The sequence below is a fragment of the Neobacillus niacini genome (assembly GCF_019749295.1).
Lineage (GTDB): Bacteria > Bacillota > Bacilli > Bacillales > Cytobacillaceae > Neobacillus > Neobacillus niacini_D.
On record NZ_JACWFG010000004.1, the window covers coordinates 24239 to 38820 of the forward strand.

Annotated in this window: 16 protein-coding genes; 10 read left to right on the top strand and 6 right to left on the bottom strand. The window is 37.2% G+C overall.

Annotated features, from left to right (window positions below; translation table 11 throughout):
• The first annotated feature begins 76 nt into the window (after positions 1 to 76).
• Positions 77 to 2404 (top strand): alpha-xylosidase, encoded by a 2328-nt coding sequence (gene yicI, locus H0184_RS07690; RefSeq protein WP_221823137.1) that lies wholly within the window; start codon positions 77 to 79, stop codon positions 2402 to 2404.
• A 67-nt stretch (positions 2405 to 2471) separates the two neighbouring features.
• Here the strand turns inward: yicI and H0184_RS07695 are convergent, their stop codons facing one another.
• Positions 2472 to 3149, bottom strand: a complete 678-nt coding sequence (locus H0184_RS07695) for a spore coat protein (protein WP_396953582.1) — start codon at positions 3147 to 3149, stop codon at positions 2472 to 2474.
• Positions 3150 to 3309: 160 nt separating this feature from the next.
• On the opposite strand from H0184_RS07695, the gene H0184_RS07700 reads away from it, so the two are divergent.
• The 3 genes from H0184_RS07700 to H0184_RS07710 are packed head-to-tail and all read left to right on the top strand — an operon-like array spanning position 3310 to position 5099.
• Entirely contained in the window at positions 3310 to 3879 is a 570-nt protein-coding gene (locus tag H0184_RS07700; protein ID WP_221823138.1) for an IMEF encapsulin system ferritin-like cargo protein, read from the top strand.
• A 21-nt stretch (positions 3880 to 3900) separates the two neighbouring features.
• Positions 3901 to 4752, top strand: a complete 852-nt coding sequence (locus tag H0184_RS07705) for a family 1 encapsulin nanocompartment shell protein (protein ID WP_221823139.1) — start codon at positions 3901 to 3903, stop codon at positions 4750 to 4752.
• Positions 4749 to 5099 (top strand): 2Fe-2S iron-sulfur cluster-binding protein, encoded by a 351-nt coding sequence (locus H0184_RS07710; RefSeq protein ID WP_221823141.1) that lies wholly within the window; start codon positions 4749 to 4751, stop codon positions 5097 to 5099. Before H0184_RS07705 ends, H0184_RS07710 begins: the two co-directional genes overlap by 4 nt.
• 33 nt (positions 5100 to 5132) lie before the next feature.
• On the opposite strand, the gene H0184_RS07715 is transcribed toward H0184_RS07710, so the two are convergent.
• From H0184_RS07715 to H0184_RS07725, 3 genes are all read right to left on the bottom strand, one after another.
• Positions 5133 to 5597: a hypothetical protein gene (locus tag H0184_RS07715; protein WP_221823143.1), complete on the bottom strand. Its 465-nt coding sequence runs from the start codon at positions 5595 to 5597 to the stop codon at positions 5133 to 5135.
• Positions 5598 to 5737: 140 nt separating this feature from the next.
• Positions 5738 to 6379 (bottom strand): DUF2085 domain-containing protein, encoded by a 642-nt coding sequence (locus H0184_RS07720; protein WP_221823145.1) that lies wholly within the window; start codon positions 6377 to 6379, stop codon positions 5738 to 5740.
• 60 nt (positions 6380 to 6439) lie between these two features.
• Positions 6440 to 6658, bottom strand: a complete 219-nt coding sequence (locus H0184_RS07725) for a hypothetical protein (RefSeq protein ID WP_221823148.1) — start codon at positions 6656 to 6658, stop codon at positions 6440 to 6442.
• A gap of 246 nt (positions 6659 to 6904) precedes the next feature.
• On the opposite strand from H0184_RS07725, the gene H0184_RS07730 reads away from it, so the two are divergent.
• The gene (locus tag H0184_RS07730) at positions 6905 to 7906 is read left to right on the top strand and encodes an AI-2E family transporter (RefSeq protein WP_221823150.1); all 1002 of its coding nucleotides are present in this window, start codon (positions 6905 to 6907) and stop codon (positions 7904 to 7906) included.
• A gap of 89 nt (positions 7907 to 7995) precedes the next feature.
• Positions 7996 to 8229, top strand: a complete 234-nt coding sequence (locus H0184_RS07735) for a group-specific protein (RefSeq protein WP_221823151.1) — start codon at positions 7996 to 7998, stop codon at positions 8227 to 8229.
• 35 nt (positions 8230 to 8264) lie between these two features.
• Here H0184_RS07735 and H0184_RS07740 read toward each other — a convergent pair whose 3' ends face one another.
• Positions 8265 to 8972: a DNA alkylation repair protein gene (locus H0184_RS07740; RefSeq protein ID WP_221823152.1), complete on the bottom strand. Its 708-nt coding sequence runs from the start codon at positions 8970 to 8972 to the stop codon at positions 8265 to 8267.
• A gap of 163 nt (positions 8973 to 9135) precedes the next feature.
• Here H0184_RS07740 and H0184_RS07745 point away from each other — a divergent pair, with 163 nt between their 5' ends.
• Complete coding sequence (locus H0184_RS07745) at positions 9136 to 10107, top strand: cation diffusion facilitator family transporter (protein WP_221823153.1); 972 nt, start codon at positions 9136 to 9138, stop codon at positions 10105 to 10107.
• A 30-nt stretch (positions 10108 to 10137) separates the two neighbouring features.
• On the opposite strand, the gene H0184_RS07750 is transcribed toward H0184_RS07745, so the two are convergent.
• Positions 10138 to 10650, bottom strand: coding sequence for an acyl-CoA thioesterase (locus H0184_RS07750; RefSeq protein ID WP_221823154.1), 513 nt, complete (start codon positions 10648 to 10650; stop codon positions 10138 to 10140).
• A 159-nt stretch (positions 10651 to 10809) separates the two neighbouring features.
• Here H0184_RS07750 and nadE point away from each other — a divergent pair, with 159 nt between their 5' ends.
• From nadE to H0184_RS07765, 3 genes are all read left to right on the top strand, one after another.
• Positions 10810 to 11625: an ammonia-dependent NAD(+) synthetase gene (nadE, locus tag H0184_RS07755; RefSeq protein ID WP_313771733.1), complete on the top strand. Its 816-nt coding sequence runs from the start codon at positions 10810 to 10812 to the stop codon at positions 11623 to 11625.
• Positions 11626 to 11756: 131 nt separating this feature from the next.
• The gene (locus tag H0184_RS07760) at positions 11757 to 12956 is read left to right on the top strand and encodes an MASE3 domain-containing protein (RefSeq protein WP_221823156.1); all 1200 of its coding nucleotides are present in this window, start codon (positions 11757 to 11759) and stop codon (positions 12954 to 12956) included.
• Positions 12957 to 13120: 164 nt separating this feature from the next.
• Positions 13121 to 14548 carry an amino acid permease gene (locus tag H0184_RS07765; protein ID WP_221823157.1) on the top strand — a complete coding sequence of 476 codons (1428 nt, stop codon included), beginning with the start codon at positions 13121 to 13123 and terminating at the stop codon, positions 14546 to 14548.
• Positions 14549 to 14582 lie beyond the last annotated feature (34 nt).

Sequence of the window (14582 nt, forward strand, 5' to 3'; positions counted from 1 at the left end):
AGTTATTCTGGGTCTCTTTTAAATAAAATGCTTTTTTAATAGCTTGAATGGATTGAATAAATTAAGAGGTGAAATCATGAAATTTACAGATGGTTATTGGTTGATTCGAGAAGGACTCGAGCTGATTTCTGGGGTACAGTTTTTTAAAGCAATTCAAACCGGAAACACATTAAAAGTACTAGTTGCGCCGAAGGATCTCTCCGACCGTGGTTTCCAGCTAGATACAGCATTATTGACAGTTGAATTCTCAGCTCCAATCGAAGATGCAATTCGGGTAAAGATCATCCACCATAAAGGAAAAGTAAAGCGTGGACCAGAATTCAATTTAATTGAAAAGCAAGTTCCTGTTTCAATAGAGGAAAATGAAGACCAAATTCGTTTTACGAGCGGGAAATGTAGTGCAGTTATCAATAAAACAGGACCATGGGAAGTCCAATACTTTTATAATGGCAAAAAAATGACTGCCAGCGGTTACAAGGCAATGACACATGTTACCGAAAGTGCTGATAAAACAACCTATGTAAGAGAAGAATTGAATTTAGGTGTTGGGGAAAATATTTACGGTCTAGGAGAACGATTCACATCTTTTGTAAAAAATGGCCAGGTGGTTGAATTGTGGAATCAGGATGGCGGCACGGCATCACAGCAATCTTATAAAAATATCCCTTTTTATCTATCCAATAAAGGATATGGAGTATTTATTAACCATCCAGAAAATGTTTCCTTAGAAATTGCTTCAGAAAAGGTTTCTAAAGTCCAATTCAGCGTGAAAGGTGAATCATTAGAATACGTTATTTTTGGCGGGGAAACCTTGAAAAGTGTAATATCCAATTACACATCCTTAACAGGGAAACCTGCATTGCCGCCTGCCTGGTCATTTGGACTATGGTTATCTACCTCTTTTACGACAAACTATGATGAAGAAACCGTTAAAAGTTTCGTAGAAGGAATGCGGGAAAGAGATATTCCATTATCTGTTTTCCATTATGATTGTTTCTGGATGGAGGCGTTAAACTGGACCGACTTTGAATGGGATCAGAAAATGTTCCCTGACCCAGATGGAATGTTAAAGCGGATGAAAGAAAAAAATCTAAAAATTTGTGTGTGGATTAACCCTTATATTGCACAAGAATCAAAATTATTCGATGAAGCTGCTGCTAACGGCTACCTTATTAAACGGCCTAATGGAGATGTGTGGCAGTGGGATCGATGGCAGCCAGGCATGGGAATTGTTGATTTCACAAATCCAGCTGCTTGTGAATGGTATGCGGGCCATCTAAGAAGATTAGTAGATATGGGTGTTGACTCTTTTAAGACTGATTTTGGTGAAAGAATACCTGTGGATGTTGTTTACTATGATGGTTCCGACCCTGATAAAATGCACAATTATTATACGTTTTTATATAACAAAGTAGTATTTGATGTGTTAAAAGATAAGCTTGGAGACGGAGAGGTAACCTTATTTGCCAGGTCAGCCACTGCGGGTGGTCAACAGTTCCCTGTCCACTGGGGCGGTGATTGCGATGCTACCTATGAATCGATGGCTGAAAGTATCCGGGGAGGATTGTCACTTGGACTGACAGGCTTTGGATTCTGGAGTCATGATATTGGCGGATTTGAAAGCACGGCACCTGCTGATTTATTTAAGCGCTGGGTAGCTTTTGGTTTATTATCTAGTCATAGCCGATTACACGGAAGTAAGTCATACCGTGTACCTTGGGCATACGATGAAGAAGCAGTAGAAGTAACAAAATTCTTTACGAAATTAAAGGCAAAATTAATGCCGTATATTTTTAATTCAGCGAATGAATCGTCAACATTGGGACTTCCAATGATGAGAGCGATGCTTCTTGAATTCCAAGATGATTTAGCTGCTGAAACACTTGATAGGCAATATATGTTTGGGGATTCCCTGCTTGTTGCGCCAGTTCTAAATGAAGAAGGAGATGCCTCCTTTTATCTTCCGAAAGGAAAATGGACCCATCTATTAACGAATGAAATTGTGGATGGCGGAACATGGTTCCATGAGAATCACGATTATTTAAGCCTTCCATTATATGCACGTCCAAACTCTATCATCGCAATAGGTAATGATGAAAATAATGCTGATTATGATTATGCACAAAATGTAGAACTGCATCTCTTCCAACTTGAAGATGGTAAAACGACAAGTGTTACTGTCCGTAACACAAAATCAGAAGTAGAATTAGCCGTTACAGCCACTCGTTTTGGAAATGAGCTTGTTGTAAATGCTGCTGAAACAACAGGAAAACCATGGAGCCTAATAGTAAGAGGCATTTCAGAAATAAGCAAGGCTGATAATGTAACAGTTGAAGCAACTGAACTGGGTATGAAACTAATACCAGAACTAGGAAGCGAAAGTTTTACCGTTGGTCTAATATAAAGGGAAAACACCCATGAATGTTGTCAATTCAACATTCATGGGTGTTTTTGTTTAACTATTTTTGATATTAATGCGGCATATTGTTGTTCATGTTATTTGGCATTTGACCCATTGGCTGCTGCCCCATCGCTTGTCCTTGTGCAGGAGCGAAGGTATTTCTGTAGTTATTCATATCTGTCTCTGCAAGCTGCGGCACTTGATAGTAATGATGTTTATTTTGGTAAATAGACAGTTCATAACCCATCTCAATACAATTTGGAATCGAATCGGCCAGCACACGGCGAACCACTGGATTGGTTGTTTCAAGTGCTGCCATCGTTTTCATAGAAGCACTCGATTTGCAGGAAGCGAGCATACAGCTTGAAATGTATTCATCATTAATTTCTGTTACCGATTGCCAAGGTTTCTTTGGCTGAGCGGGCTTCATACCGTAGATGAAGTCGTTCCCTTGGTTCATCATATATTTTGAAGTAGGATGAGAAGGATTTTGTCCGGTTTTAAAACATTCCACCGTGATGTTGTATTCATCCTGCATAAATTTATATTGGCGATCTAGAATATCCAGCAATTCAGGATCCTGTACATGCTGGCGTAATAACATGTACGAATTCATAGCTCCAATAGCGGCTCCTAAAACCTCATTTAAGTCAATTACCTCATGGCCTCCATGGTTTAGTTGTGGAGGGACATTCCCTGTATGCATATTTTGGTGCATTTGTCCTTGTTGACCTTGGTTTTGCATCATATTTTTCTCCTCCTAAGTGATGATAATAGCCATAGTTATTATGTATCAATCGACCAGACTTATTCACGTAACTAATTTGTTCAAAAGATTGTAACGTAATGTTTTAGGAAATGAATTCAACGTCAATAATGATTGTTATGAGTAGTAGGAGGTGGAGGCAGTGCAAGAAGAATTAAAGATTTTTTATCATATATTTACCACAACCAAAGATGCGATAGAAAAATTTATGAATATGCTCGATCCAGTTATTCAAAATGCCACTGATGAACATGAAAGATTATATTATCACCATATTTATGAAGAAGAAGAACAGCGTTTATCCCGTCTAGTTGTACTAATCCCGCTTATAAGTAAATTTCAACAAGTAAAGGACGAGAAAGAATTTTCTCCAGCCAACAATGAATTTAATCGACTTTTACAAGAGCTTAATCTTGAAAAGTTCGGATTACATAACTTCGTCGAACACCTTGATTTAGCTCTGTTTCGCTTTACCGACGTCGAGAGAAGCAGTCTATTAAACGGTTTAAGAGAAGTATCGTATAAGGATTATCAGCAGGTAAAACAAATATTGAACGAAATTAATAGTCGTTTTGATACCAATTATGTAGACCCGCATGCCCATCATGACGAAGATCATGACCATTTGGACCGGTCAGCAGCTGCAAAAGCTGTATATCATGCTCCTCAGTCTAAACAGAGAAAGGGCTTTACGGTGGGAAGCCTAATTTAAGGAATAAGAGAGGATAGAACAATGAATAAAACGCAATTATACCCAGAATCACCGTTATCAAACCAAGAATTTACACAATTAGATCAAACTGTCATTGAAGCAGCAAGAAGGCAATTGGTTGGCCGCAGGTTTATTGAATTGTACGGTCCTCTTGGCAGAGGAGTACAAAGTATCTTTAATGACATTTTCTCGGAAAATTTAGAAGCAAAGATGGATTTTCAGGGATCCTTTGATTCTGATATTGAGTCGAGTAAGAGAGTAAACTATACGATTCCATTATTATATAAAGACTTCGTATTATATTGGCGTGATCTTGAGCAGGCAAAGGTATTAGATATTCCGATTGATTTTTCGCCGGCAGCAAACGCAGCTCGTGATGTAGCGATTCTAGAGGACCAGATGATTTTTCATGGTGCCAAGGAATTTGATATCCCTGGTTTAATGAATGTACCCGGAAGAATCACCCATTTGATTGGTGAATGGTATGAGTCTGGAAACGCCTTTCAAGACATTGTTGACGCTAGAAATAAGCTGCTTGAAATGAACCACAATGGACCATTTGCACTTGTATTATCACCACAGCTGTACTCACTTATACATCGAGTTCATCGTGATACAAATGTATTAGAAATTGAACATATTCGTGAATTAGTTACCGACGGGGTTTTCCAATCTCCTGTTTTAAAAGGAAAATCAGGTGTGCTGGTTAATACAGGGCGGAATAATTTAGATTTGGCGGTTTCAGAGGATTTTGAAACGGCGTACTTGGGTGAGGAAGGATTGAACCATCCGTTTCGGGTTTTTGAAACAGTAGTTTTACGAATCAAGCGGCCTTCAGCCATTTGTACATTGGAAGCTATGGGAGACGAATGAATAATCGCATTTTTACAGTCGGTTCTCTCATTCCAGGCAGGCTCATTGTAAAACAACAAGCCCCAGTTCCGACCGAAATCCCTAAACCCAAAACAGAAGAAATGATTATCGAGCAAAACGGCAATAAGATTTTGATCCAGCCTGTAAAAGGAAACCTATTAGACGCAGCACTGAATCAAGGTAAGCCAATCAATTACAAATGCCGCAAAGGAACATGCGGTCAGTGCACAGTTAGAGTAGTAAAATCACCTGGGTTATCAGTCCCAAACACGCTCGAACAGAAAAAGCTAATAAAGGAACAACTGTCAAACGGGTATCGATTGGCTTGTCAGACAGAAATCCTATAAAAAAACGAGGTCCATATTCAGGACCTCGTTTTACTATGCTAATTTAACAATTTTATCTTCAACTGGGAAGGGAAGAGAGACATTGTGTTTCTTTAATTCATTTACACTAATATCCTGAACCAGTCTGAGTGCTTCTTTTTTAAAGGTTTTTGTTACAAACCCAGCATTAACCTCACATAGCTTTTGCAGGTATTGTAAAGTATCCCTGACTAACATTTGTTTAATATATGTGTTATTTAGCTGACAGATTAATTTATGCTCTAATCCTTTTATGACACCGATTTGATCCACATGGGCAATGATATTCTGTCCTTCTTCATCAATAAATCCAATCGATACATACTGTCCTTTTGAGAAATCAACATTCGTAAACACGGGGTTTAAGTAGGTTTCACCAGAAGAGAGAGTGATTGAATCTGCTTCTGCGGCACCGCCAATTTTTCGTTGGTTTGCAATAACCGTGTGAATATCCTTTAACCCAAATAGCATGTTAAACATAATGATGATCCCCCATTTCCGAAGTTGTTTATAAGGATGATTCTATAGATAATGAGAATCATTGTCAATAGAAATTAAGGTTAGTTTTTTGTCCATAATATGAAATCTATTTTTTGGAAAACTCCCATATTATATTGGTTTCAATGGGAGAATGATAGAATCCAACCATGTCCTAATGAGAGAAGTGAAAGGAAGGATAAACTGACAAGAAATGAAAAAGTCAGCCTTAAACCCACTCGACGTATGAAAGGAAATAGCAAGGAGGCCAATAGACTAAACCATCCTATCACTGTAACAATAATTAAACTATCCAGTACTAAATGTGATGGCAGTCCTAAGTAAAATAGAACTCCAATAGAAATAGCTGCCATCAGAGGGATGAATAAATCCCTGCTACTTTTTACAACTGGGTCGCTTTCCCTATCTAAAGAACTCTTAGAAAGTAAAGGATAGATAAAATAAGGCAAAACATAACCAAAGGAAATACCCGTTATTAATCTTCGAGGATTATTCGATTCAAAAAGGTTTGAATAAGATCCTATTCCATCGATAATTAGTGGAACAAGGAACAAAAGAAGTATAAAGCTTTTTTTAATAGAAGGAATTGTAATACTTTTCCCGCTCTTGGAGAAATGTAAATAAATAAGGGTAGAAAATATTCCTATATAAATCCCAGTATCTCTTGCGCACACCGCAAGTGCTTCCCCAGAAACGTGGAGGGATCTTTCTTCTAATTGATGACAAATAGCCCTTCCAAAAAAATGTAAAATTTCATGAAGCAAATAAAATCACTCCTACAAGTAAGAACCCAATTCAACATTATGAACTGGGTTCCCATCAGATTAGTATGTCATAAAGGCAGGGATAATGGAAAGTGCTGAAGCAGCAAACCAGCAAATACAGCTAAGGACAATAGCGACAATACCCACAATTAAACAAGTTTTCCCAATTGCTTTCTTTTCAATATCTTGATCATTCATCCATACAATCCCTAAAATGATTCCAACAACAGGTATGAAAAAAGACAAAATATATAAAAGTGCTCGTTGACCTCCAGACAAATTCATCCCTCCATTTAATATTCATTCTCCATTCATGTAACTACACACTCTTAGAAAATGTATGAGACGGGAAAGGATAATTTGCCTGTCTATCTGCTAGAAATTTCTTTATCGTTTCTTGGGACTTAAGAATGAATCTTTTTATTAAAGAATTCATTCTTAAAAGTAACAATTATCTACTTATTTGTTATAATAAAATTAATACATAGTAAATCAGGACATAAAAATGGGGTTTGGTAAATTAATATGATAAATAATCTAATTAAAAGCAGTGGTTTTAAAAGAATTTCTATTTTTGTCTTACTGGCGTTAGTTCTTTATGGACTAAAAGATATGATCAATTTGATTTTATTTACGTTTATTTTTACCTTTCTAATGGACCGATTAGTAATCTTCTTGAACAGAAAAATACCACTTAACCGAAAAATACTTGTGGTTGCATCCTATTCCACCATTGTAGGTCTACTTACCTACGGTATTGTGAAATACTTACCAATGATTATTGGTGAAATAACCGCATTAATTAAACAAATAACCGCCTTCTACACGCAAGAGCATGACAATATCATCTTAAATTATTTGGTTAGCCGACTTGAGGAAATTCAAATTTCTAATTATTTGGAGAGAGGCTTTACCTTCTTAATCACTTATTTTACGGATATTAGTACCTTTGGTTTGCAAATACTTATTGCTCTTTTGATGAGTTTATTCTACTTATTAGAAAAACCTCGTTTAATTGAATTTACTAAAAAATTTAAAACCAGTAAGATTGCTTCTATTTATGCAGAAATCGAATTCTTCTCATTAAAATTCGTCGGAACCTTTGGAAAGGTAATCGAAGCACAATTAATCATTGCGGTCGTTAACTGTATTCTGACAACCATCGCATTATGGATTTTTGGTTTCCCGCAATTAGGCGGACTTTCCATTATGATTTTATTCTTGGGTTTAATCCCCGTTGCCGGAGTAATTATTTCTCTTATTCCACTCGTCATCATTGGTTATAGTATTGGCGGAATCATGACGGTTCTTTATGTGTTTATTGCGATTATGATTATCCACGCAATCGAAGCGTATATATTAAATCCAAATTTAATGTCTTCCAAAACAAATTTACCTGTTTTCTATACATTCCTAGTTTTAATATTTTCTGAACACTTTTTTGGTGTTTGGGGTTTAATCATTGGTATTCCAGTCTTTGTTTTCATCCTGGATGTCTTAGAAGTAACAGACAATAAAAAAGTGTAACGTGCAGCCCATTCTAATAATAGAATGGGTTTGTTTTTAAATAATGTTCTGATATTCTAAAATTAACAAATCGTGGAAGGTGGATGAGAATGAGCGAATGCAAACTAGACCATATAAAGGAAGATGTAAAAAATAAATATGAATCACAAGCAGCATTTCTTCCGGAAGATATAAAGCCTTTATTTAATCAATTTTTTGCCCAGGAACATACCCAGGACCTATTAAATGAAGTGTTTCATCTTTTGAAAAAATACGATCTAGCCTCAGAAGAAGAAAGAAATGCGAGAAATAACAGATTGCTTTTAGTATTGAAAAACGTATAAATGTCAAAACCCCCACGTCGATGGGGGTTTTCTTTCTAGCAAATTGCCGTTTTCTTCTTTATACCTATTTTATCTCTCTGGGCAATTTTATTAATATATTGTGTTGCTACTGGTACTTTACATGCAGTGTTCCCAACATTGACATGAACCTTACCAATCTTGTCTGCAACGAACATTGCTTCTTCGTGCAACTCTTTCACATAGGCTCCAACACTAATAACAAATGTATTCATAGCATATCGGACTCGGTTTCGCTCCTGATGAATCGTTGATTCTACTTGATTTAGTCTGCTGCGAATTTCTTCGATGTCCAATTCTTCATCTGGCTTAATAGAGAGAAAGTTTGTATATGTATTCCAGCCGCATACAGCGGTCATTTCTTCAGGTGAATCCATCCATTCTCGTGCAAGTTCAAGTGCATATTTACTTTCAGCTGCAACACCTGCAACTGTATATTCAGCGAGCATATACCAATAGGCCTTTTTAACCCAATCCTGCAGAGTTTCTTTTGTAATCAATTTTGGGTCCACAGAAAGTCCAGCTAAGTACATCGCATCATGATTACCCGTATTATAGAGTGCCAATGCAAGTTCATGGTCCTTTTTCACATACTTTACGAGCTTCTTTAAGTCACCTACTTTAACTCCAAAGAAAGGTTCCTTTACCCCGTGGTTCATATAAATTTTTTTCGTTTGCTCTGATCCCAGTTCCTCAAGCTTACTCATAACTTCTTCTAATTTCATTCCCATTCCTCCCAATAATCAGTGAAGCCGTTTATACTCCTTATTCTACCAGCAATTTTACCTATTGGAAAAAATTCACTAAATAGGAAGGGAGCTATTTTCATGAAATGGTCTTTTTTTGAAAATAGTAAAGATATCTATTGCAGGAGAAAGTAGGGGTATAATGGGAGAATTATTTAGATTATTAAGAAAGGGCAATAAGTCTGCCTTAATTGCAGGAATTGTCAACACCATCATTTCCATCGCTAAAGGTGTTGCTTATATGTTTACTGGCAACGTCGCAATGTTTGCAGAAACGATGCATAGTCTAGGGGATGCAGCTAACCAGTTTTTCGTATTTATTGGATCTGCCTTAAGTAAAAAGTCTCCTACTGACCGTTTTCCAAATGGCTTTGGTCGACTGGTCAACCTAGTCTTATTGGGAGCGGTATTAATCGTTGGAATTATGGCGTTTGAGACCATCCAAGAAGGGTATCACCATATTCTGCATCCAGCAAAATCAGAAGGGTTCCTAATTAATGTAGGTGTACTGGCATTTGCCCTTATCCTTGAAATGTACGTTCTTTATAAAGCAATGAAGGAAGTCATGCATGAAGTCGGTGAACCAGCAAGCGGCCCAAGTGTTATTTTCAGAAGTTTTGCCCATCTAGGCAGAGCAAAGCCTGCAACAAAGCTAGTTTTCATGGAGGATTTAGTCGCAACAAGCGGTGGCTTACTGGCAATACTTGCTGTTATTATATCCCACTTTACCGGTGTCCTTTGGATTGAGGGAGCAGCTTCTATTCTCATCGGTTTAATGATGTTCTTCGTCGTCGGCCGAGTCTTTTTGGATAATGCTGCGGGGGTTCTTGGAAGGGCAGATGAGGAGATGGAAGAGAAGATTGGTCAATTAGTGATGTCTGATCCTGATGTGAAAGATATCCAAGATCTTGCGGTAATTAAAGAAGGAGAAGATTTACATGTGGAATTGGAAATCGAGATTGACCCTAGTCTTACAATCGCCGCTGCAGATGATATTAAAGATCGTTTACAGGAGAAAATCATGGCAGAAAAAGGCGTCGTCGATGTCACAATTGAGTTTGATGAAGAAGATGGTGTAATGACTTGGAACGGTGATTCTTTGGTGAAAAAATAAAGATAGGCTAGCTAAAATAGCAGCCTATCTTTATTCCCAAGGTTTTTCTGTTGTGAAATAACTAGCTAGTTCTTTACTGTTTTTACGATGCTCTTTACGTTTTTCAGCTCTCGCTTTTCCTGTTTCAAATAGCTTTTTCTCCTCTGGCGTTTCAGGGATAATTGCAGGTACCTTCGATGGTTTTCCTTCTTCATCCAAAGCAACAAAAGTTAAAAAAGCGGTAGCAGCAATTTTTCGATTACCTGTTAGTAAATTCTCTGCAATTACTTTGACGAAAACTTCCATAGAACTGGTTCCAGTCCAGGTAACGAAAGATTCAATACATACAGAGTCCTGCGGGGTAATCGGACTTAAAAAATCAACAGAGTCTGTTGAGGCTGTAACAACCTCTTTTCTAGCGTGCCGCACAGCCGAAATGGAGGCAATCATGTCCATGTCGCTCATTAACTTGCCTCCAAATAAGGTATTATGATTGTTTACATCATTTGGAAAGATCCTGCCCGTCCTGACTACTCTTGATTCATTACATGTTTTTGGGTTCATTTTAGTCCTCCATCATTTATGATAACCTTATCTTTAGCTGAAAACTAATTCTATAATCATATCATTTGTTGAGGTATGAGATAAGATTTTAGGTAAATGTTAAACAATTATGATAAATTTACAGATAAGCATATATGAAGAATGGAGGTAAATACAAACATGCAAAGTGAAATTATGCAAAACTTACAAGTAAAACCTGAAATTGATCCTAAGGAAGAGATAAGAAACCGGATTAACTTCTTAAAGAACTATTTAATAAAAACAAAAGCAAAAGGATATGTATTAGGAATTAGCGGCGGGCAAGATTCAACACTAGCGGGGCGTCTGGTCCAATTGGCAGTGGAAGAACTTCGTAATGAAGGAAAAGAAGCTTTATTTATTGCGATCCGTCTGCCTTATGGGACTCAGCAGGATGAAGAGGATGCAGTTCGTGCTATGAAGTTCATATCCCCAGACCGTGAGTATACCTTTAATATCCAAGGAGCAGTAGATGCTGTTCAATCAGAGTATAATGCTGTATCCACCTCCGAGCCATTAAGTGATTATCATAAAGGAAATGTGAAGGCGAGACTAAGAATGATTGCTCAGTATGCGTTTGGAGGGATGGAAGGTTTGCTCGTCATTGGCACAGACCATGCAGCCGAAGCGGTTACCGGATTCTATACGAAGTATGGTGACGGCGGAGCGGACGTCCTTCCTTTAAGCGGATTGACGAAACGTCAGGGCAAAGCACTATTAAAAGAACTGGGAGCAGAGGAAAGACTCTATTTGAAGGTGCCGACTGCTGATTTACTCGATCAGAAGCCAGGACAAGCCGATGAGACAGAACTAGGAATTACTTATGACGACATTGATGATTACTTAGAAGGAAAACAGGTAACACAAGAAATTGCGGAAAAAATTGAGCAGCGTTATCTGATTACAGAACATAAACGACAGCTTCCAGCAACCATGTTTGACCAATGGTGGAAGTAATGGAGGGGGATATTCCTCTCCTTTTTTGTTTTAAAGATTCATAAAACTGATATATTTCCTTCGTTCATTTTTACTAACAGGTTTTATAATTATAGTAACCTATGATTGGCTAAATAAAGGATGTGGGAAATATGAAATCGAGGATGACAGAAACTAAATTCCTGCTATATACCGTAAGTGCTATTTTTTTATTAATGATCGTGCGTATTTTCCTCACTGAAATTAATAATATATACAACCCCGATAACTATGTAGCCATTCACTCCTTTTTAGAGATTATCTGTATAGCTATTTCAGTAACCATTTTCCTTTACGGCATAAAAAAGTATAGTACAACAAGGTCTACCAGATTGTTGCTTTTGGCTTTTACATTTCTAATAGTAGGAATTATTGATTTATTTCACACCCTTTCCTTTAAGGGCATGCCGTTCTTTATTACAGCTAGCTCGGTGCAGAAAGCTACGTGGTTTTGGGTGTCTGCGAGAGTTATTCAATCCCTTTTAATGCTCACCCTTATACTCCTGCCAGATCGGAAACTAAAGAGAGATTATCGTCTTGTAACATTCGCTTTTGGGATAATCTTAACGGGCATTGTAGGATATAGTATCATTTCCTTTGAAAAAAGCCTCCCAATGCTTGTAATCGAAGGTAAAGGAACTACTTTATTAAAAAATGGGATTGAATATGGGGTAAGTTTTATTTTATTTATCTCATTGGTCGTCGCCTTATATCAATACTATCTCGATAGAAAAGAAGACAAATTATTTTTCGCTTTAGCATTTGTCTTTTTACTGCTTACCGAATTGATTTTTACCATCTATCAAAGTGTTTTTGATGTAGATAACTTCTTAGGTCACATTTTTAAAGTCTTTGGCTTTTATTTTATCTTAAAAGGCTTTTATTTTTCTGAATATTATAACGTCCAGGATTTAAAAGAACAAAATTCAATGTCAGAGTATCCGGGATTATTTTTCAGGTTAAGGAAAGTTGGAAAACAGTTTGTTTGTACAAATATTGGTGGTGAGCTAGTTAAGGAAATATCTTATTCTCAGGAAGAAGTTATTGGAGTTTCGATCTCGAAGATCCTCCCAGCACCTGAGGCATCCATTAATAAGTACTGCCGCTTTTCTATGGAACTTCAAGAAAGTTTCACCTTTGAAATGGTATGTCAAGATAGATTAATGTTAATTTCCATAAAACCAGATGTTGACGAATTTGGTCAAGATGTTATACTAGGAACGGCCATGGACATGTCGGAGGTTTTTCCTCGCAGGTTCAATTCAAAGCAGAATATGCAAGAAAATAATACAAATGTAAAAATAGTAATGTAATTCTTTCAAGAGATTATCTTACTATTTTTTTTGTCTAAAATAACTTTGTGTGATAAATTTTCCATTGACTGTGATGATAGAGGCTCGTATTATTATTACGTTACTATAATAATTATTCATTCGCTATGATTAATAACTGTGTAAATCGATTGGAGGTTTATTACTTGGGTAATTCAAATAAATTAGGCTTTTGGGTATTGACGGCGCTAGTCGTTGGAAATATGGTTGGCTCAGGTATATTTATGCTGCCGCGTTCATTATCTGAAGCAGCAAGCCCTGGCGGAGTTATGTTAGCTTGGCTTTTTACTGGAGTAGGTGTTTTGATGATTGCCCTGGTATTCGGTAATTTAGCCATCCGAAAACCAAATTTAACGGGCGGACCGCAAATTTATGCGAAAGAGCTATTTAAACCGGAATCCGGTGCCTCCATACTATCTGGATTTATGGCGTCATGGGGTTATTGGATTGGAAATGTGGCCGGAAATGTCGCGATTATTACTACGTTTGCTGGGTATTTATCAACCTTCTTCCCTATTCTAACAAGTCAGGCTGAGTGGTTTACAATTGGCAATTATACGCTAAAAGTTGGTAATGGATTAACGTTTATTGTTTGCAGTGTCCTCTTGTGGGGAACACATTTTATCATATTACAAGGTTTAGAAAGTGCCGGTAAGCTAAATTTTGCAGCAACTGCTGCTAAGGTAACTGGGTTTTTACTTTTTATCCTTGTTGGACTTTTTGCCTTTGACAAGACCAACATGTTGCCAATAGTTGAAACAAGATTGAGTGATTCAGGACAAACATTTGGCTTAATGTCACAGATTAATAATGCAGCACTCGTTACATTATGGGCATTCTGTGGGTTAGAGTCTGCAGTTGTCTTTGCTTCTCGTGCTAAAAGGAAAATTGATGTAAAACGTGCAACGATTGTTGGGTTATTTATTGCATTGGGTATTTATATTGGGATTAGCACACTTGTAATGGGGATGCTGGACCAAAATACTCTTATCTCTTCAGAAAAGCCATTGATTGATGCGATTCAAACTGTCTTAGGACCAGTTGGCGGGAAAGTATTAGCGGCTATTGGTTTAGTCAGCTTATTTGGTTCGACAATTGGCTGGGTCATGCTTAGTGCTGAAGTGCCATATCAAGCAGCAAAGCAAGGATTATTTCTTCCTGCTTTCTTAAAAGAAAACAAAAAAGGACTTCCGATATTTTCCTTAGTTTTAACAAACGGAATTGCGCAAATCTTTATTTTCTCAACCGTATCTAAATCAATTTCAGGTGCATTTGACTTTATTATTGTCATTGCTACGTTAGCCTATTTAGTACCTTATTTTATCGCTTCTGTTTATCAGTTGAAATTAGTGATTAAGGGCGAATCCTACATGACTTTAAAATCGCGTATTCTAGACGGAGTCATTGCAACAGTTGCAACACTCTACTCTGTTTGGGTTATTATCTCAGGAACCTCTGATTTAAAGACCTTTATATTAGGGATTGTTCTTTTATCTAGCGGGATCTTCTTTTACGGATCGCTTAAGAAGAGTCATAGGATGGAGAAAGAACGAGAAGAATTACTATCTGCATAATCATTACCCTCACACCTGACAGTTTTTTTCTGTC